Source organism: Glycocaulis alkaliphilus, assembly GCF_004000605.1.
GTDB classification, from domain to species: domain Bacteria; phylum Pseudomonadota; class Alphaproteobacteria; order Caulobacterales; family Maricaulaceae; genus Glycocaulis; species Glycocaulis alkaliphilus.
Genome location: NZ_CP018911.1, coordinates 2,590,384 through 2,609,734, shown reverse-complemented (window position 1 = coordinate 2,609,734; position 19,351 = coordinate 2,590,384). Strand labels below are relative to the sequence as shown.

Here is a 19,351-nt window from a genome sequence, read left to right as displayed (position 1 = left end):
GCTCTCCGATTTCGGAGTGTGCCCAGGTAGCTCAGTTGGTAGAGCAGCGGATTGAAAATCCGCGTGTCGCTGGTTCGATTCCGGCCCTGGGCACCATTTCCTTTCCTTAAATTTCAGATGCACAGACGCGCTGGCGCGCGCATGCTGGAGCCCTGTTGTTGCCGGCAAGCGCGTTCATGGCGCGTTCATGCTGGCGCACACAGCCTGCCTTGCCCTTGCGGGTCGAGGTTTTAGCCGTGTAGGAGGAATCACATGCCGCGTGCTGGTATCGCCGTTCTGGCCCTTGCTTCGCTTGTTGCCGTCCCCGCTCCCACCTTTGCCCAGGCGCTCTCCAGCGGCGATTATGAACGCTGCACGGTCTACCGCCCGGATGGCAGCCGCGCCGGTTTCAGCAATGCCTGCCTTGAGCGCCAGCGCGCTTCGATCCGCCGCTACAGCAATCAGGGCAATCAGGGCAATCAGGGATATGGCTATGCCCCTGTGCCTGTCTACGGAGCGGCCAGCTATCCGTGCCCGTCCTGGGCCAATAATGGCCGTGGCTATAGTTCCACGACCCGTCCGGGCAGCTATGGCGTTGTGTATGGAACCTTCAACTCCGCCTTTAACGGCCAGGCGTGCATTCCCAATAGCGGCAATCAGTTCCTGCGCGGCGTGAACTAGCGCGCGGGGAATCACCCTGCCGTCACCACTCTTCTTCAGGGCGTCCGCGCGCGCCGGCATGCCTGTCCGGGTACTGTTTGCAGCGTGCAGCCAGCGGCAAGGCCCATACACTTGTGAATAATGGTATCAAGGGCTTGCTCTTGCGCTCAGTCCGGTGCTGGATAAGTGCCCGCCTTTCGGCTAGCACTGCAATAAATCACAAAAGAGCTGGGGTCCCCTCATGAGCAATTCCTCTTCTGCCTCCAAGCCCACCAAGAACGGCATTCCCGACAATGGCGAGGATCTCGCCTTCTTCATGGGCGAAAAATGCTCCGTGGAAGGGGCTGTCCTCGATGTTGACGGTGCCGCGCGTATCGACGGCCAGTTCAGCGGCAAGCTGCGCGCTGTTCACCTGATCGTTGGCGAGAAGGGGCATGTCGCGGGCGACATCTCCAGCGAGACGGCCGACATCATGGGCAGCGTGGAAGACACGCTGGTCCTGTCGGGCAAGCTGACCATCCGCGAAGCCGGGCGCATTGAAGGCCAGATCACCTACGGTTCGCTGGAAGCCCATGAGGGCGCCCAGCTGGTCGGCCAGATCAATACGCAAGGCCGCGCGACCCGCACGGAAGGGACGTCATCGCTCAGCAATCTGCGCTCGGCAATCTCGCAATCGGCACGTGATACAGGCTCGGCGCCCAAGCCCGCCGATACCTCGCCGGCCTCAGATTCCGACGATAGCGAATCCTGATCTGCACGCTGACCGTGTCAGTTGAGGAAGCCAGGACGGCAGGGCCATGAGCTGCACCACCGTTATGTTCGCAAACGCCAAGGGTGGTGCGGGAAAGAGCACGCTTGCCTTTCTCAGCGCCATCCATTTTGCCGCGACATACGATCTGCGGGTGTGCGTGATCGATTTCGATCGTCTGCGCACGACATACAATGCTGTCCGCCGGTTCTCCGGCTCGGGCGTGCAGTCCTTTTACCTCGCTGACGAACACGGCGAGGGGCACAGGGTTGCGCCCGATGCCGTCCGGTCTGCGCTGGATAACCGGCGTGCCTCCAGCGATGTCCTGTTTGTGGATACGCCGGCGGGCTTTCCTGCCAGCACCATGGTTCCGGCGATCCAGCCAGATGCCATTTTCGTGCCCGTCGCTGTGTCCGATGCCGATATCATGGCCACCAAGGCCTACCTGCCGGAGCTGGAGGAGGCCGCCAGCCGCATGGCGGAGGCGTCAGGGGTGAAGCCGCGCATCATGCTGGTGCCCAATCAGGTGTTCAGCGATGATCACGCCTTGCGCATCCGCGATGCGTTCCGCGGGCACTCGGTCCGGATAGCGCCTGCACTTGCGTTCTCACGTACTTTGCGCGAAGTCTTCCACTTCGAGCCGGGTGACGCGAATATCGCCTCGGTTTTCCTCGAGAATGGTGACTTTTTCCGATGGATGTCGGCGGAAACTTTTGCGCTGCGGCAAATGCGATCCCGTCAGGGGTAACCGCGTTGCGCAATGCCGTCTCGGCCATGCTGGCCCTGCTATGTGTCAGCGCCTGTGCGCCCACTCTTAGCGTCGCCCAGTTCGAGGAGTTGCCGCGGGACGTCGCCCGTCAGCCGGTATTGACGGTTTCGGGCCGCGCACCAACCGATGACGCGACTCTGTTCGGGCGCGAGCGCTCGGAGACGCTCAGCTACGGCGTGCATACGGTTTCCATTCCGCCAGACCGCGAGCCGGGCCGCATCCGCTACCCGCGCGGCACGCCCGATCCGATGCGCCATTTCACTCTGGCATTCGCTGAAACGCTCAGCGGGCAGGATGTCTTCCTCGACACGCTGAACCGAAAGCTCTCCCAGCTCGACGAGGAGGAGCGCATCCTTGTCATTTTCGTACACGGGTATAACGAGACGTTTGGCAGCGGCCTGTTCCGCTTCGCCCAGATGATGCACGATTTCGAGATACCCGGCGTGCCGCTCTACTTTGCCTGGCCGAGCGCGGGGGATCCGCGCTATTACGCCTACGATCTCGACAGCGTGTTCATCAGCCGGGACGGGCTTGCCGACACGCTGCGCCTTGCCTCGCGCGCGCAGGCAGACCGGATCATGATCATTGCCCATTCCATGGGGTCGATGCTGACGCTGGAAACCTTGCGTGACCTGTCTGATGCCAACGATGCCGAGGTCCTGAACCGGATAGGGCAGGTGGCCCTGATGTCACCGGATCTGAGCGTGGACGTGTTCCGCAGTCAGCTCACCGTCATCGGTGAAGCCTCCGATATTGACTTCATTGTCTTCACCTCCACCCGTGACCGGGCCTTGCGCGCCTCGGCGGTGCTGCGCGGCCAGACCGACCGGCTGGGTTCCCTGCGTTCGGTCGAGGAAGTGGCCGATCTGCGCCTCACCGTGGTCGATGTGTCCAGCTTCGATACGGCAGACCCGATGCGCCATTCCACAGTGTCCATGTCGCCGCAGCTGATTGCCCTGTTCGCCGGAACGCGCGATTTCGGGGTGGAGCCAGCGGCCCAGGCGGGCGGCGTGCGCGGTCCTTTGAGCCTTTCGGTCAATGTGGTCCGCCAGGCAACCGAGATCATCCTGGCGCCTGCCGCAGCGGCCGCCGGCGCCATTGAAGGCACCGGCGCGCGCCAACAGTAACTACCCCGCGGGCATCTCGTAGAAGGTCGGCGATCCCGGACCGACCGGCAGGCCAAGGCCGAAGGTCCACAGGAAGAACAGCGCGACCCAGATGACCAGGAAGGCAACCGAGTAGGGCAGCATCATCGCGATGACGGTGCCGATACCCAAGTTTTTGTCATAGCGCGTCATCCAGGCGAGGATCAGGCCGAAATAGCTCATCATGGGCGTGATGATATTGGTCGATGAATCCCCGATCCGGTAGGCGGCCTGGATCACTTCGGGCGAATAGCCCACCAGCATCAGCATGGGCACGAAGATGGGCGCGGTCACCGCCCATTGCGCGCTGGCCGAGCCCAGCATCAGGTTCACAAAGCAGCACATCAGGATGAAGCCGATGAAAATGGCCGGGCCGGTCATGCCGGTGTCTGTGAGGAATTGTGCGCCGGTGACGGCGGTAATCGCGCCGAGGTTCGACCAGCCAAAGAAAGCAACGAACTGGGCGGCGAAGAAGACCAGCACGATGTAGAGGCCGAGCGTGGAGATGGCAGACGCCATGCCGTCAATCACATCCCGGTCATTCTTCATCGTCCCGGCGGCGCGGCCATAGGCAAAGCCGACGATGAGGAAGAAGAGGAATATCCAGGTCACGAAGCCGGTGAAGAAGGGCGCCTGCTGGAAGATGGAGCCGGTATCGGGATTGCGCAGCGCGCCCCAGCCGGGCAGCCAGTCAGGCACCCCAAACGAGAACAGCGAGCCGATAAAGGGGAGGCTTAGCGAGAGTTCGTCGCCCATCAGCGTCCAGGCCATGGCGGCAAAGACAGCCAAAGTGGCGATACCCGCCCAGACCAGGCCCTTCTTCTCTGCGCCGGATACCGGCTGCATCATGTTCTTGTCGAGGACGGCCGGGTCGGCGCGGCTGGAATCGTATTTGCCCAGCTTCGGCTCGACGATGAAAATGGTGACGAGCGAACCGACGACCGTGATCATGAAGGTCGAGATCACCATGAAATACCAGTTGGCGGGCGCCGAGACGACATAGCCCGGATCAATCAGCTGCGCGGCCTCGGTCGTGATGCCCGCCAGCAGGGGGTCGATCGTGCCGATCAGCAGGTTCGCGCTATAGCCGCCCGATGTGCCCGCAAAGGCGGCGGCCATGCCGGCGAGCGGATGGCGTCCCAGCGCGTAGAACACCGCGCCCGCCAGCGGCACCAGAACCACATAACCCATCTCCGATGCGGTGTTGGAGAGCACGCCTGCAAACACCACGGCTACGGTGACGGTATGCCGGTTCGCGCCGAGCACGATGGAACGCACGGCGGCAGACAGAAGCCCTGATTTCTCCGCCACGCCGACGCCCAGCATCGCCACCAGCACGACGCCTAGCGGCGCAAAGCTGGTGAAATTGGTGGTGAGGCTGGTGAAGATGCGCCGGAAGCCATCTTCATTCATCAGGCTGACGGCGCGGATCATGCCATCGGCTGCGCGTCCGCTCGCGCCTTCGGGGCGCGGGTCTTCCACAGCCACTTCCATCACGCCGCCAAACAGGCCAGAGGCCAGGATCATCAGGCCGGCCAGGATCGCAAAAAGGGTGACAGGATGAGGCAGGAGATTGCCCAGCCATTCCACACCATCAAGAAAGCGGGTCATGGCGCCGCGCTTCTCGGCGCGTGTTGCAGGGCTCGTCTCTGTCACCGGGCAAACTCGTCAACTGCTGGGGGGGGGAAGCGCCTACCATGCCCGGCGCGGCTGGCCGGGTCCAGTCCTGCGCGTGCCTCAGCTACGCCAGCGCAGGCTCGCAGGTTGTACCGGGTTCTCGAAGCCGGTGCGCGCGCCGCCGCCCTTCTCCCAGGCGTCCTTCAGCCGGAAATACCATTTTGCCTGCACATCGCTGTCATTGATGAGCATCAGGCGGGGATCAAACTTCAGGCCTTCCTTCTGGATGTTCACCATGTCGCCATCCTGTTTCAGGAAGGAGCGCACGAAGGGCCGCAGCACGGGCTTCAGCGCACCCAGAACGGGCAGTGTCCAGTAGAAGCTCTGTGTCACCTCGGTGGATGTTTCGGTGAGCGGGGTCACTGATGTCAGCCCGACAACGTGGCCGCGCGTGCCTGCGGTGATGTGCTCCACCCGGACGCCCGGCAGGCGGAAGCTGATCGCGGTGGTCAGATTGCCGCCGAGGATTTTGTAAAAGCGCGAGTTTTTCGACGGCGTGTGCGGCAGCATGGTGAAGCCCAGCTCGCTTGGCCCGAACGCTTTTTCCTTCTCGTGCATGGATTTTTCCGAGCGCCAGAAGACCGAGCGGTGGACATAAGGCCCGTGCGCGGGATCCATCAGGCCGATAACGGCGTGATCGACATGGCAGTCGAAGACCATGCGTTCGATCAGGGTGGGCGAACGCTCGCCCACTTCCGGCATGACCGGGGGTTCGTGATCAGGCTCTGGCGTGTCGTCCAGCACCGGACCGTCACTGGCCATGGGCATCCATATCCAGATATTGCCCTGCAGCTCGCGCACCGGATAGCGCCGCACCCGGATCCGGCCAATATCCATTTCCTGGCCGGTGACCAGAGCGGGTATGGCCTTGCATGCGCCGTCGGGGCCGAACCGCCAGCCATGATAGGGGCACTCGATCTGGGGCTCGCCCAGCGTCTTTCCATCCACCGTGCTGCCTGCCGCGCACAGGCGCCCGGCCGAGAGCGGTACGCCGCGATGCGGACACAGATCGCGCAAGGCGAACACCGCGCCGTCACTGCCGCGCGCAAACACGACCGGCTCGCCCAGGAGAACCTTGTGCAGCATCTTGCCGGGCTTCAGGTCCGAGGCCGGGCAGGCATAATACCAGATATTACGCAGAAACATGGAAAAGTCGGCTCCCGGTCATCACAGACGGTCCGGTTATCGGAGGCTGGCGGCGCATTATCAAGCCTTTGGTGCCAGCCCGCCGCCGAACAGGGTCACGAGATCGGAAAAAAAGGCGTTCATGGCCAGAGGCCTCGCCTCGTCGCCATGGAGCAGGCGCTGGTGCAGTATCGCAAACAGCATGGTGGAGTAGAGCGCCAGTGCGCCATGGCGCACCCGGTCAGGGTTGTGGCCCTCCGGGTCAAGACTTGGGCCAAGGCGTGCCTCAATGGCTTGCAGCGACGGCTCAACGACGATGTCGAGATAGGCCCGCCCGACAACCGGGTCATGAATGGATTCCACCAGTGCAAACGCGTGAGCCTGCACGAAGAGCGAATTGTCAAAGCCCTGCAGGGCCAGATCGAGATAGCCCTTCACCGCGGTTTCCAGCGTGTCTGCGGGGGAGGCAGACAGGGCAAGCCATGCGCCGGCCTGCCGCGCGAAATGGTGCAAAATGGCGATGACGACGCCCTGGCGGTCCTTGAAGAAATGGCGCAGCGTCGGCTCCGACACACCCGCCCTTATGGCGAACTGGCGCAAGGAAACCGGCCCTGAACGGTCAGCGACGGCCGCGACGGAGAGCATGTCCAGCAATTCGCGCTGACGGTCGGAGTGCAGGGCGGGCGACGCGGTCATGGCCGTCTCCGGGCGAAGGGCGTGCGGCGTGTCTGCCGTCTGGTTGTCGTTTCCGGGCGCAGGGAATCGGTCCGGTGCTGCTTCGTCCATTACGACACTTCTCCTGTCATTGCACGTGAGGCGTTCGCCATCTGCCGGACGCCTCTGTGATTGCAGCGCCTTGCCCGGCCGGGCGCATGTCTGCGCAAAAGCACGCCGGGCCCTTGTCCTTCTTATCTACTATTGCATATCCGATATTGCATATCCCTTTCGGCCATCCAAGAAGGAGACAGAGATGAGCTACTCAAACCGCCTTTCGGCCCTGCGTACGGGTCTTGCCGCATCGGCGCTCGCCATGGCGCTGGCCGCGGGTGCATCCGCACAGCAATATGTCTCGGCGTCTGCCGGGTTCAATTTCCAGAGCGACAGCTCCAATTCCGGCAGCTTCACCAGCGATTTCACAACCGGTGAAGGCGTTGCCGTGCCGGCTGGTACCGTGCTGGCCTCAGGCACCCCGCTGGGCTGGAACACCGAGTTCGATACGGGCGGATTTGTCAGTGCAGCCTATGGCTGGCGCCTGGCGAGTGGGCTGCGCTTTGAGGCCGAGATCGGCTATTCATCCAGCGATGTCGACACCCACACCGATGTGACGGTCGGCGGCAACCCGATCGGGGCGGCTGATGCGGCTGTCCTGATTACCGGCTCGCCCGCGCTGGGCGTGACCGTGGCTGATCTGGTGGCTGACGGGCGGGGCGTGATCCGCAATACCAGCTTCATGATCAACGCCTATTACGATTTCGATCTTGAAGGCCCGCTGGGGCTTTATGCCGGCGCGGGCATTGGCGCGTCGAGTGTGAAGGTCCGCTTTAACCCGTCCGATGTCGATATCATCAATAGCCGCGAGACGGTGTTCGCCTACCAGCTGATGGCCGGCGCGAGCTTTGATGTGTCGGACCGCGTCCAGATCTTTGGCGGGTATCGCTACCGCGCGACGCAGGATGTGGATCTCAGTGTCAACCTGTTCCCGGCCACGCTGGATATTGAGAACCGTTCCAACATTCTGGAAGCGGGCGTGCGCTTCTACTTCTAGTCCGGACTGTCAGTAATATCCGGCAAGCCGGATCGAGTGGCCCTGCGGTTCTTGCCCGCCGCAGGGCCATTTTTGTCCGGGAGGTGCAGGCTTCGCGCATTGCCCTTGGCGGGCACCAGCCTTTAAGGTCTGGCGCAACTGACCTGACCCAGTACGAAAAGGACAATCCGCATGCGCGCTCTGATCTGCAAGGAATTTGGCCCCTACGAGAATCTGGAAGTGGCGGAAGTGGACGCTCCGCCGCTCAATGAGGGCTTTGTGCAGGTCGATGTGAAGGCAGCAGGCGTCAACTTTCCCGACATCCTTCTGGTCGAGGGCAAGTATCAGGCCCAGCCGCCCTTCCCCTTCATTCCGGGCACGGAGTGCGCCGGCGTGGTCTCCGAGCTTGGCAAGGGTGCGTCAGGCTTCAAGCCGGGCGACCGGGTGATCGTGGCGACCATGCTGGGCGGATTTGCCGAGCAGGCTGTCGCCCCCGCAGCCCAGGTAATTCCGATCCCTGATGTGATGAGCTTTGAGCACGCGGCTGCCTTCACCACGATTTACGGCACGTCCTATCATGCGCTGAAACAGCGCGCGAAGCTGAAACCCGGCGAGACCGTGCTGGTGCTGGGCGCTGCGGGCGGGGTTGGCCTTGCCACCGTGCAGCTGGCCAAGGCAATGGGCGCGAAGGTGATCGCAGCGGCGAGCTCGGCAGAGAAGCTGGAGATTGCGCGCGAAGGCGGGGCCGACGAGCTGATCAATTATACCAGCGAAGACCTTAAAGCCCGCGTGCGCGAGATCACCGCAAACAAGGGCGTGGACGTTGTCTATGACCCTGTGGGCGGGGATTATTCCGAAGCCGCCTTGCGGGCTACGGGCTGGGGCGGGCGCTATCTAGTCATTGGCTTTGCCGCCGGGCCGATCCCCAAAGTGCCGCTCAATCTGGCCCTGCTGAACAGCCGCGACATTCTGGGCGTGTTCTGGGGCGCGTGGGCGGGCCGCAATCCGCGCGAAAACGCGCAGAACATGAAAGAGCTGTTTGATCTCTACGAGGCCGGGAAGATCGTGCCGCACATTTCGGCCGCCTATCCGCTGGACGAATTTGCCAAGGCCTTTGCCGACATCATGGAACGCCGGGTGAAAGGGAAAGTTATCCTCACCTTCTGATTTCAGGCTATTCTGACCCCTGCCAGCCAGTCATGGAGTTGACGATGATCCGCGCCCTGATCGCCCTTTTTGTCCTTGCCCTTGCCGCCCCTGCCGCGCAGGCGCGGAACGCAAGCGCGGGCGAGCTGGAATGGTCCATCATCATTCATGGCGGGGCGGGCGTGATCGAACGCGGCGCCATGGACGCTCAAACCGAGGCCGCCTACCGGGCCGCGCTGCAGGCCGCGCTGGAACTGGGCGGCGCCATGCTGTCCGGCGGCGCGGACGGGGTGGATGTGGTCGAGGCGGTGATCCGGACGCTCGAAGACGATCCGCTCTTCAATGCCGGGCGCGGTGCGGTGTTCACCGCCGAGGGCCGTGTGGAGCTGGATGCCTCCATCATGGCGGGTAATTCGCGCGCTGCCGGGGCGGTCGCTGGCGTCACCGGGGTACGCCATCCCATTTCGCTGGCCCGCGCCGTGATGGAGCACAGCCCGCACGTCATGCTGATCGGGGATGGGGCTGAAGCCTTTGCCGCCGAGCGCGGGCTGGAGACAGCAGAGCAGTCCTTCTTCTTCACCGAGCGGCGCTGGCAGGGGCTGGAGCGTCAGCTGGAGGGTCTGGGGCTTCCCGTTCCGCCGCGTCCTGAAGGCGCGCCGGACCCGGAACCGATCCGCGAAGGCGCGCTTGATCTGATGGAGCGCGAGCATCGCTTCGGTACGGTCGACGTGGTGGTGATGGACACTCATGGCGTCACCGTCGCTGGCACGTCGACGGGCGGCACGACCGCCAAGAGATGGGGGCGGGTGGGCGATACGCCGATCATCGGCGCGGGCACCTGGGCCGACGAACGCTGCGGGCTCTCTGCGACCGGTACGGGTGAATACTTCATCCGCTTCAACGTCGCCGCCACGATCTGCCACGAGGCCGACCGGCTGATGATCGAACACGGGTTTGAAGCCGCCGCGCAGATGGCCGCTGACCGCATGATGGAGCGCCTCGAAGCCGATGGCGGGGATGGCGGCATCGTCATGCTGTTTGTCGGCCAGCCGGTCTGGGCGATGAATACGCCGGGCATGTACCGCGCCAGCTGGGGCGAACGCCGCGAGCCTTATGTCGCCATCTATGGTGATGAGTAGGGTTGCCTCTCTTCATACAGTGCAGGCGGGGTGTCTCCCCCCGTTCACGGGGGGAGTGGCTCGAAGAGCCGAGGGGGGATTGCAAGAAAGTTCCCCCCTCCGTCAGCTGCGCTGACACCTCCCCCGTAAACGGGGGAGGACATCACCTTGCGGAATGACACCACATCATGCCGCGTACTGACGCCTGTCACACAACCGGTCTAGAACGCTTGCACAAATTTCATCTCCACGGCGCCTGAGGATTTTCCATGCTGCACCGCTACCGCACCGCACTTCTTTCACCGGTATTTGCCCTCATGCTCGCTGCCTGCCCGGAGCCGGTGGGCGAGATCGAGATACCCGAGCCGAGCGGTGTGGTATCGGAGGCCGAGCGGCGCCTGGCTAAAACCGAATCTGCGCCGGCGACCCTGCCCGAACCCCTGGTGGCGGCGGTCGCGCCCGAAGGACAGTTCATCCCCGACGTGCTGCGTTGCCTGATGGAACGTGAGGTGACGCTGGTCAGCGCCCACCGGGGCGGCGTGGAGCCGGGCTATCCGGAACACGCGATCGAAACCTTCGCCAACACGCTTTCGGGCGGGCCCATGCTGCTGGAGATGGATGTCCGGCGTACTGCCGATGGCGTGCTGGTCATGATGCACGATGAGAGCCTGGACCGGACCACGAACGGAACCGGGAATATATCCGAACTGACCTTCGCCGAGCTGTCGGCATTCCAGCTGGTCGATAATGAGGGTGAGCTGACCCCTTATCGTATCCCCAGCCTGTCAGAAGTGCTCAGCTGGGCGCGCGGCCGCGCCTTCGTCCAGCTGGACCTGAAGCGCACCGTGCCGGTGGAGGAGCTGGTGGAGGCGATCCTCGCCAATGACGCCCTCTCCTACGCCATGGTGATTACCTATGAGGCGGAGGACGCGCTGCGCGCCGCAGCCGTGAGCGACGATGTGGTCATTTCCATCCAGCTGACCGATCCCGAACGTCTGGGGGCGCTGACCGCCGCCGGTGTCGATCCGGCCCGCCTCATCGGCTGGGCTGGCGTACAGCGCGAGCTCGACCCGTCTGTCTGGGCTCATTTGCTGGAGGCTGGCATTCCTCCCGTTGCCGGCACGCTGTGGCACATTGACAGCGCAGTGCTGGAGAGCGGCGATACGTCCATCTATGCCGGATTTGCCGATGCGGGCGTGGCCATGATCGCTTCCGACCTGCACTGGACCGTCTATGAGGCGCTGGAAGAGCGCCAGGATACGGCAGCGGCTTTCCGGGCCTGTACGGCGCAATAGGGCGTCTGGTCTCCTTTGCCAGCCTGCCAGCGTTCAGGCAGATTGCGCGGACAAGCCCCTTTGCCGGAACCCCCTTCCATTTAGTTTCAAATGTAACTAAATTGGTGTTCCGGCCCGAATGGAGGACTGAACGATGGCGCGCAAATGGATCTACACCTCCCGCAGCGAGGGCGAGGCGTCCCGGCAGGCCCATGCCGATCTGCCCGAGCATGCGCCCTATGAGCGCGAGATGAGCAAGGAGGGGTTTTTCGGCCCCGCCGCCTTCCTGCATCACAAGCGCCCGCCGACCGGCTGGGTGAAGTTTGAGGGCCCGCTGCAGCCGCGCGCCTTTGATCTGACCAAGCTGAACCGCCCGGACGACGTGCCGTGGTCGAGCCCCTCCGTCCTCTTCAACAATAGCTGCGACATACGCCTGTGGAAGCTGGACAAGCCCATGAGCGGCCTTGCCCGCAATGGCGATGGCGACCAGCTCCTGTTCATCCATACCGGCAAGGGCTCGCTGTTCTGCGATTTCGGCCATCTGCCTTACGAGGCGGGCGATTACATCATCCTGCCGCGCGCGACGATGTGGCGGCTGGTGCCGACCGAAGCGACGTCCGTGCTGCTCGTGGAGGCCACTAACACCCACTACACCCTGCCTGACCGGGGCCTGCTCGGCCCGCATGCGATCTTTGATCCGGCCGTGCTGGATGTGCCTGCCATGGATGAGGCGTATTTCGCCCAGCAGGCCGATGAGGACCATGAATGGGTGGTCCATGTGAAGAAGCGTGGGCAAGTCAGCCGCATCACCTACCCCTATAATCCGCTCGATGCCGCGGGCTGGCATGGCGAGCTTTATCCGGTGCGCCTGAATGTACGTGATATTCGCCCGCTGATGAGCCATCGCTATCACGTGCCGCCGAGCGCCCACACGACCTTCCTGTCGGACCGCTTCGTGATCTGCACGTTTGCGCCGCGCCCCTTCGAGACCGATCCGGGCGCGCTCAAAGTGCCGTTCTTCCACAATAATAACGATTACGACGAGGTGCTGTTCTACCACGCGGGTGATTTCTTCAGCCGCGACGGCATTGATGCGGGCATGATGACCTTCCACCCGGCAGGCTTCACCCACGGCCCGCACCCCAAGGCGCTCGCCAATATGTTCACGCAGAAAAAGCCCGCCACGGACGAATATGCCGTGATGATCGACACCCGCGATCCGCTGGATGTGGGCGAGGGCGCTGCCAGCGTCGAGAATCTCGATTACGTTCACTCATGGAAGCCGAAACAGGCGGCCGAGTAGCGATCATCTGACCGGGGCGGGGCATGGACATTCTCACGCTGGCGGAAGCCAATCTGATCTCCCCGCCCATCCTGTTCTTCGTGCTGGGGTTGATCGCGGCCTTCGTCCGCTCAGACCTTTCCATCCCCGAGGCCATCGCCAAGGCGCTGTCGCTCTATCTGGTGATGGCGATCGGCTTCAAGGGCGGCGCGGAAATGGCCGCAGGCGACCTGAACTGGTCTGTCGGCGGGGCCATTCTGGCGGGTATCGTGCTCTCCGCGCTGCTGCCCGTTCTGGGCTTTGGCCTTCTCATGCTGACCACGAAGGTCGGGCGCATTGATGCGGCCGCCATTGCCGCTCATTACGGCTCCATCTCCATCGTCACGTTTATCGCCGCGAGTGATGCAGCGCGTTTTCTGGAAACGCCCGGCGAGGGCTTCATGGTGGCGGTCGCAGCCGCCATGGAAGCCCCGGCCATCGTCACCGCACTGATACTGGCGGGCTCTGCGGCGCGCGCTTCCAATGGCGGGGAGGGGCATTCGGAAAGCCGCCTCACGGTCCTGAAAGAGATTGCCGCCAACGGCTCCATCGTGCTTCTGATCGGGGCGTTCTTCATCGGCTGGATGACCGGCCCGCGCGGCATGATGGCCGTCTCCCCCTTCTTCAACGACATTTTCCGCGGCGTGCTCTGCCTCTTCCTGCTCGATATGGGGCTGGTGGCGGGCAGGGGGCTATTGCGCAACTGGCGCGTGCTCAAGCCCGGCGTTATCGGCTTTGGCCTCTACATGCCGCTTATCGGGGCGCTGGCAGGCATGGGAACGGGGCTGGCTGTGGGGCTCGACGGCGGCAGCCTCGGCCTTCTCATGACGCTCGCCGCATCCGCCAGCTATATCGCCGTGCCAGCGGCCTTGCGCCTTGCCCTGCCCGAAGCGCGGCCTGCCATCTCGCTCACCCTGGCGCTGGGGATTACTTTCCCGTTCAATCTGGTGGCGGGTATTCCGCTCTATTTCTGGCTCGCCCGGCTTGTAACCGGCACTGGAGGCTAGACCGATGCAGACCAGTCTGAAAAAGCGCCTTGAGATCATTATCGAGATGCCCGCCGTGCCGCGCCTTGAGGGCGTGCTGGAAAAGGCGGGCGTGAAGGGATGGACGGTGCTGCCCGCCAAGTCCGGGCGCGGTGCCAATGGCAGCTGGTCACGCGAGGGCCAGATCACCAGCGCCGGGCGCATGGTGATGGTTCTGGTGATCATTGACCCTGCGGTTCTCGACACGGTTCTGGAGCGCGTCTATGCGCTGCTGGAGCGCCAGATCGGCATTGTGATGGTGTCCGATGTGCAGGTGGTGCGCGCCGAGCGCTTCTGACATAGCCGCGCTTGCCGCGCGCCCAATCGAAGGCTAGACCGCCAGACATGATACCCACCCGACTGCATGAGGGCTTTGCCCGCTTCCGTGCCGAGCGCTTCGAGCGCAAGCAACGCATCTGGCAGACCCTCGCCAAGGGGCAGAGCCCTGAAACGCTCGTCATTGGCTGCGCTGACAGCCGCGTCGATCCGGCCGCCATTTTCGATGCCGGGCCGGGCGAGCTTTTCATCATCCGCAATGTCGCCAATCTGGTCCCGCCTTATGAGCCGGACTCCGCGCATCACGGCGTTTCGGCCGCGCTGGAATATGCGGTGAAGGTGCTGAAAGTTAAGAACATCGTGGTGCTGGGCCATCGCCAGTGTGGCGGCGTGGCTGCGGCCGCCACGGGTGCGGCGGAAGACACCCAGTTCGTGCGCAAATGGCTTGAACCGCTGACGCCGGTCCACGCGGAAGCCTGCCGGGAGCTCGGCGCAGACGCACCTGTCGATGATCTGTGTGATGATATGGAGCTGCGCTCGGTGCGCCGCTCGCGTGAGCGCCTGATGTCCTTCCCCTTCATCGCTGAAGGGGTGCAGGCCGGAACACTGGTCCTTCATGGTGCGCGCTTTGGCATTGCAGACGGTGAGCTTGAATGGCTGATGGCTGATGGCCAGTTTGAAGCTGTGGCGCCCGCCCTTCCCCCTCATTCTGAACGCGCCTGACGCGCAAAGGAGCCTTTAGCGATGAAACTTGCCAGCCTGAAGAATGGCCGCCGCGATGGCCGTCTGGTCGTGGTCTCGAAGGATCTCGCCTGGTGCGCCGACGCATCTCACATTGCGCCGACTTTGCAGGCCGCGCTTGATGACTGGGACGTGGCTGCCCCGAAGCTGGAAACCCTCTCAGACGAGCTGCACCGCGAGACCATCCCGCGGACGCGCTTTCATGAGCATGAAGCGCTCTCGCCCCTGCCGCGCGCCTATCAGTGGGCCGATGGCTCGGCCTATGTGAACCATGTGGAGCTGGTGCGCAAAGCACGCGGCGCCGAGATGCCGGAAAGCTTCTGGACCGATCCGCTGATGTATCAGGGCGGCTCTGACGCCTTCCTGGCCCCGCGCGACTCCATTCCGCTCGGCGATGACAGCTGGGGGCTCGATTTCGAGGGTGAAGTGGCTGTCATTACCGGCGATGCGCCGATGGGCTGCACGGCTGACGAGGCGGCCAAGGCGATCCGCCTTGTGATGATCTGCAATGATGTGTCGCTGCGCGGCCTCATCCCCGGCGAGCTGGCCAAGGGCTTCGGCTTCTTCCAGTCCAAGCCGCCGACGGCCTTCTCACCTGTCGCCGTGACGCCGGACGAGCTGGGCGAAGCCTGGGACGGCGCGCGCCTCTCACTGCCGCTGCGCTCGCAATATAACGGCCAGCTTTTCGGCGAGCCGGACGCCGGTGTCGACATGACGTTCGGTTTCCCTGAGCTGATCGCCCATCTGGCCAAGACGCGGCCCGTGACGGCAGGCACGATTGTCGGTTCGGGCACCGTCTCCAACAAGCAGGATGGCGGCCCCGGCAAGCCGGTCAGCGAAGGTGGCAAGGGCTATTCGTGCATCGCGGAAATCCGCATGATCGAGACGATCAATGACGGCAAGCCGAAAACGCCCTTCATGACGCCGGGCGACACGATCCGCATCGACATGCGGGACAAATCCGGCAAGTCGATCTTCGGTGCCATCGAGCAGGACGTGGTGCGCTATGCGCGCTAGCCTAAGCTTGCTAACTGCCCCGTATCGGCAAATTGATATTTGACGTTGAAAATTGGTCGGAAATTTAGTATAAGAACTTCGTCATGGGCCGCCACACTCTCGAAAGAGGTGCAAAAGGGTGGCCCTTCTTATTTTGAATGACAAATAATCCTTACACTAAGCAGCACGCTACCGCCGCACAGCGCATTGCTCACCTCCGACGGCGTGGCCTGCAAGTCAAACGTCCAAACGTCGCTGCTCGCAAGGTGGAGGAAATTGGCTATGAGCGCCTTCGTATCTACTTTCTAAGCCGACGCGACCACACGCAGCCCGACAAGCCTTTTCGCCCGGGGACGACCTATAATCATATATTGCGGTTGTACGAGTGCGACACCAAACTACGGGACATTTGCTTCATGGGAGTGGGGCGCTTCGAGTTGGCATTTCGAAACAGACTGTCGGAGGTGCTCAGCTCCAAATACGGCAGCCACCCCTATTTTGTGGATGATGTATTCAAAGGGGCAAAGGAGCACAACGAGGCCCTTCTTAAAATTCTTGCAGTTTTCGCTCAGTCGAAAGACGAACGCGCCAAACACTATCGGACAACCTATACTGACCCCCCGCTGCCTCCGATCTGGATGCTGAAGGAATTTCTGACCTTCGGGACAGCAACTCGGCTTTATACGACCCTTGGGAACTCGCTGCGAGCTAACATTGCCTCCCATTTCGGAGTCGCAGCGCTTCCGGTGTTTGATTCTTGGGTGCCGGGCTTTGTCGATCTCCGGAACATTTGTGCCCACCATGACAGGCTGTTCAACCGGCGCTTCCAGAAACAACCGCAGCACTATCGTCGCGGGTCTGTCCCAATGGCGGCAAGCGCAACTCTAAAAGCTCAGCTCGAATGCTTGGACTATGCCTTGAACGGAGCAGGCTTGCGCAGTGAGTTGGTTGCACGCGCCGAAACGGTCCTGAACCGATACCCAGAAATCCAGAATGCGGAAGCTGGCTTCTGAAATGGGACGTCCCACCTGGTCGGGCATCCTTGAACATGTCAAACGAAGGTGCGGGCACCCCGCCCGGCCCTAGTTCGCTTTCGAGGCGATCTCCGGCTTTACCTTGTAGCGGGCGCCGTCAAAGCCTTCGAATACGGCGGCCGCTTCAGGGTGACCCACCGGGCCGTTATGCGCGTCGGGCAGGAGGTTCTGCTCGGATACATAGGCCGTGTAGTAGTTCTGCTCATTCTCTGCCAGCACATGGTAGAAGGGCTGATCCTTGTGCGGGCGGACGCGCTCGGGGATGGACTGGTACCATTCCTCGGTATTGGCAAATTGCGGGTCGACATCGAAGACGACGCCCCGGAACGGGAAGAGCCGGTGGCGGACCACATCGCCAATCGCAAATTGTGCGCTGCGCACGGAAAACCTCTTTTTTGTACAGAGCCTTAACTCTAAGGTATGGCGTCGTTTCAGCAAGTCCAGCCCTATGTTGCATGACACGCTGGCGAACCAAACATCTGTCATCCTGTCACAATCGTGTTATCATAGTCTTCAACACACGAACCAGACCGGCTTTGTCCGGCAACGGGCTGCGCGCCGAAAGGTTGCGCGCCTTGCCAGCCAGGCCGGAAGCAGGACCAGACAGTTCATGGATACGCATGACCCCGGCGAACGGCCGGGGGCCGATTCGCGCAATACATCCAAAGGCCGGCACCGGCACGATGTCATTTACGGCGCGATAGACCTTGGCACGAATAATTGCCGCATGCTGATGGCGCGCCGAGCCGGGCGCAGCTTTCGCGTGGTGGAGAGCTTTTCACGCATTGTGAAGCTGGGTGAGGGGCTGGGTGCCAGCGGCGTCCTGTCCGACGAGGCCATGGACCGCGCTGTCGAGGCGCTGGCTGTGTGCGCGCAGAAGCTGGAACGCCGCAAGGTCACAAAGCTGCGCGCGGTGGCCACGCAGGCTTGCCGCATGGCCTCGAACGGTCAGGAATTTCTCGACCGCGTGGAGCGGGAAACCGGCCTGAAGCTTGATCTCATTTCGCCTGAAGAAGAGGCCCGGCTGGCCGTGCAGGGCAGTCTGGACCTGCTTGATGACAGCTTTGACGCGGCCGTGGTGGTGGATATTGGCGGCGGCTCGACCGAGCTTTGCTGGCTGGATCTGGCCGAGTGGCGCGAGCGTGGCGGCTATCCCGATGCGGGCCGTCCGGGCATTCGCGGCTGGACGACCATACCGCTGGGCGTTGTCACCCTGTCGGAGCGCTGCCCTGAACCGGAAAATGCCACACCTGAAGAGCGCCTGGCCTGGTATGAGGCCATGAAGGCGGAAGTGCGCAAGGAAACGCGCATTCCCAAGGGTGCGCGCCGCCTGCGCTCCCTGTTCGAGCAGGGCAGGGCCCATATGGTCGGCACATCGGGCACGGTAACATCCGTGGCCGGGGTTCATCTCAATCTCGTGCGCTATGACCGCAACCGGGTGGACGGATCATGGATGGAGGCGCACGAAGCGCGCGCTGCCTGTGACCGGCTGTCCAGCAAGGACGCGGCAGGGCGCGCGGGCGAGGGGTGTATCGGCACCGAACGGGCTGATCTGGTGGTGGCCGGTTGCGCCATCCTGGAAACGGTGATGGATGGCTGGCCGGTGCCGCGCCTGCGCGTGGGTGACAGGGGGCTTCGCGAAGGCCTGCTGCTCAACCTCATCTATCCCAGGCGCAAGCGGGGCCGGCGTGGCCGCAAGGGACGGGTGCGCAAGTCCGGACCATCAGGAGTTGAAGCATGAGTTCGGGTAAAGACGATGATCCGCCTGAGGAAAAACGCCGCAGACGCTCCGGCCCTGTAACGGCCGGGGGCAGCAAGCGCGCCGACAAGCAGTTTCATGAGCGCGTCAAGACCGCCAAGAAGCGCAAAGTGTCCTCCCAGCGCTGGCTGGAGCGGCAGCTCAACGACCCTTATGTGCAGCGGGCCAAGGCCGAAGGCTATCGCTCGCGCGCGGCCTACAAGCTGATCGAGCTGGATGAGAAATTCGGGCTTTTGAAGCCCGGCATGCGCATTGCCGATCTGGGCGCGGCGCCGGGCGGCTGGGTGCAGGTGGCGCTCAAGCGCGGGGCCAGCCATGTTGTCGGCATTGACCTTCTGGAAATGGACCACATTGCGGGGGCGGTCCTGATGACGATGGATTTCACTGATCCCGGCGCGCCGGAGGCTGTGAAAGAGGCGCTCGGCGGACCTGCCGACCTTGTCATGTCTGACCTTGCTCCCTGGACCACCGGCCACAAGAGCACCGACCATCTGCGCATTGTCAGCCTGGTCGAGGCGGCGGCAGACTTCGCGCTGGAGACGTTGAAGCCGGGCGGCGCCTTCATCGCCAAAGCGTTTCAGGGCGGCACCGAGAGCGAGATACTCGCCCGGCTGAAGCCGCGCTTTGACAAGGTGAAGCACGCCAAGCCGGCGGCCAGCCGGTCTGACAGCTCGGAGACCTATCTCGTGGCGCTAGGCTTCAGGGGGTAGGTTGCCACTCCTCATCGCCCGCAGGATACCCCCACTGCACCTCTGTGGGTAGCTCGCACTCTTCCATCTGCTGGAAGAGTGGATTGGGTGTGGGGTTGGCAGCG

General features: G+C 63.0%; 20 protein-coding genes and 1 tRNA gene. 17 read left to right on the top strand and 4 right to left on the bottom strand.

The features are described from left to right. Positions 1-20: 20 nt before the first annotated feature. The 5 genes from X907_RS12450 to X907_RS12430 all read left to right on the top strand — a co-directional run bounded on the left by X907_RS12450 (position 21) and on the right by X907_RS12430 (position 3,283). Positions 21-96 (top strand) — tRNA-Phe (locus X907_RS12450). Positions 97-252: 156 nt separating this feature from the next. Then, positions 253-660 (top strand): hypothetical protein, encoded by a 408-nt coding sequence (locus tag X907_RS12445; RefSeq protein WP_127568491.1) that lies wholly within the window; start codon positions 253-255, stop codon positions 658-660. Positions 661-880: 220 nt separating this feature from the next. Then, positions 881-1,390, top strand: a complete 510-nt coding sequence (locus X907_RS12440; protein ID WP_127568489.1) for a bactofilin family protein — start codon at positions 881-883, stop codon at positions 1,388-1,390. A 46-nt stretch (positions 1,391-1,436) separates the two neighbouring features. After that, positions 1,437-2,135 (top strand): ParA family protein, encoded by a 699-nt coding sequence (locus X907_RS12435; protein ID WP_127568487.1) that lies wholly within the window; start codon positions 1,437-1,439, stop codon positions 2,133-2,135. Between the two features lie 5 nt (positions 2,136-2,140). Then, complete coding sequence (locus X907_RS12430) at positions 2,141-3,283, top strand: alpha/beta hydrolase (protein WP_170175554.1); 1,143 nt, start codon at positions 2,141-2,143, stop codon at positions 3,281-3,283. Here the strand turns inward: X907_RS12430 and X907_RS12425 are convergent, their stop codons facing one another. The 3 genes from X907_RS12425 to X907_RS12415 all read right to left on the bottom strand — a co-directional run bounded on the left by X907_RS12425 (position 3,284) and on the right by X907_RS12415 (position 6,889). Beyond that, positions 3,284-4,912: an AbgT family transporter gene (locus tag X907_RS12425; RefSeq protein ID WP_127568483.1), complete on the bottom strand. Its 1,629-nt coding sequence runs from the start codon at positions 4,910-4,912 to the stop codon at positions 3,284-3,286. A 126-nt stretch (positions 4,913-5,038) separates the two neighbouring features. Further along, on the bottom strand, positions 5,039-6,124 hold the full coding sequence (locus tag X907_RS12420) for an aromatic ring-hydroxylating oxygenase subunit alpha (RefSeq protein WP_127568481.1): 1,086 nt from the start codon (positions 6,122-6,124) through the stop codon (positions 5,039-5,041). Between the two features lie 60 nt (positions 6,125-6,184). After that, positions 6,185-6,889, bottom strand: coding sequence for a TetR/AcrR family transcriptional regulator (locus tag X907_RS12415; protein ID WP_170175553.1), 705 nt, complete (start codon positions 6,887-6,889; stop codon positions 6,185-6,187). A 184-nt stretch (positions 6,890-7,073) separates the two neighbouring features. On the opposite strand from X907_RS12415, the gene X907_RS12410 reads away from it, so the two are divergent. The 10 genes from X907_RS12410 (at position 7,074) to X907_RS12365 (ending at position 16,757) form a co-directional block, all read left to right on the top strand. After that, a complete protein-coding gene (locus X907_RS12410; protein ID WP_170175552.1) occupies positions 7,074-7,868 on the top strand; it encodes an outer membrane protein in 795 nt (264 codons plus the stop codon). Between the two features lie 171 nt (positions 7,869-8,039). Continuing rightward, positions 8,040-9,014 carry an NADPH:quinone oxidoreductase family protein gene (locus X907_RS12405; protein WP_127568475.1) on the top strand — a complete coding sequence of 325 codons (975 nt, stop codon included), beginning with the start codon at positions 8,040-8,042 and terminating at the stop codon, positions 9,012-9,014. A 44-nt stretch (positions 9,015-9,058) separates the two neighbouring features. After that, positions 9,059-10,132: an isoaspartyl peptidase/L-asparaginase family protein gene (locus X907_RS12400; protein WP_127568473.1), complete on the top strand. Its 1,074-nt coding sequence runs from the start codon at positions 9,059-9,061 to the stop codon at positions 10,130-10,132. A 248-nt stretch (positions 10,133-10,380) separates the two neighbouring features. Beyond that, positions 10,381-11,406 carry a glycerophosphodiester phosphodiesterase family protein gene (locus tag X907_RS12395; RefSeq protein WP_127568471.1) on the top strand — a complete coding sequence of 342 codons (1,026 nt, stop codon included), beginning with the start codon at positions 10,381-10,383 and terminating at the stop codon, positions 11,404-11,406. Between the two features lie 133 nt (positions 11,407-11,539). Beyond that, entirely contained in the window at positions 11,540-12,688 is a 1,149-nt protein-coding gene (locus X907_RS12390) for a homogentisate 1,2-dioxygenase (RefSeq protein WP_127568469.1), read from the top strand. Positions 12,689-12,711: 23 nt separating this feature from the next. Beyond that, positions 12,712-13,713 carry a sodium-dependent bicarbonate transport family permease gene (locus tag X907_RS12385; protein ID WP_127568467.1) on the top strand — a complete coding sequence of 334 codons (1,002 nt, stop codon included), beginning with the start codon at positions 12,712-12,714 and terminating at the stop codon, positions 13,711-13,713. Between the two features lie 4 nt (positions 13,714-13,717). Then, positions 13,718-14,029 (top strand): P-II family nitrogen regulator, encoded by a 312-nt coding sequence (locus X907_RS12380; RefSeq protein WP_127568465.1) that lies wholly within the window; start codon positions 13,718-13,720, stop codon positions 14,027-14,029. 47 nt (positions 14,030-14,076) lie between these two features. Then, positions 14,077-14,730 carry a carbonic anhydrase gene (locus tag X907_RS12375; RefSeq protein ID WP_127568463.1) on the top strand — a complete coding sequence of 218 codons (654 nt, stop codon included), beginning with the start codon at positions 14,077-14,079 and terminating at the stop codon, positions 14,728-14,730. Positions 14,731-14,751: 21 nt separating this feature from the next. Continuing rightward, positions 14,752-15,765: a fumarylacetoacetate hydrolase family protein gene (locus X907_RS12370; protein WP_127568461.1), complete on the top strand. Its 1,014-nt coding sequence runs from the start codon at positions 14,752-14,754 to the stop codon at positions 15,763-15,765. A 137-nt stretch (positions 15,766-15,902) separates the two neighbouring features. After that, entirely contained in the window at positions 15,903-16,757 is an 855-nt protein-coding gene (locus X907_RS12365) for an Abi family protein (RefSeq protein ID WP_127568459.1), read from the top strand. A 69-nt stretch (positions 16,758-16,826) separates the two neighbouring features. Here the strand turns inward: X907_RS12365 and hspQ are convergent, their stop codons facing one another. Next, the gene (gene hspQ, locus X907_RS12360) at positions 16,827-17,159 is read right to left on the bottom strand and encodes a heat shock protein HspQ (protein WP_233352363.1); all 333 of its coding nucleotides are present in this window, start codon (positions 17,157-17,159) and stop codon (positions 16,827-16,829) included. Positions 17,160-17,388: 229 nt separating this feature from the next. Between hspQ and X907_RS12355 the strand changes: the two genes are divergently transcribed. Next, entirely contained in the window at positions 17,389-18,519 is a 1,131-nt protein-coding gene (locus X907_RS12355) for a Ppx/GppA phosphatase family protein (RefSeq protein WP_127568455.1), read from the top strand. Beyond that, entirely contained in the window at positions 18,516-19,247 is a 732-nt protein-coding gene (locus tag X907_RS12350) for an RlmE family RNA methyltransferase (RefSeq protein WP_127568453.1), read from the top strand. Before X907_RS12355 ends, X907_RS12350 begins: the two co-directional genes overlap by 4 nt. Positions 19,248-19,351: the final 104 nt, after the last annotated feature.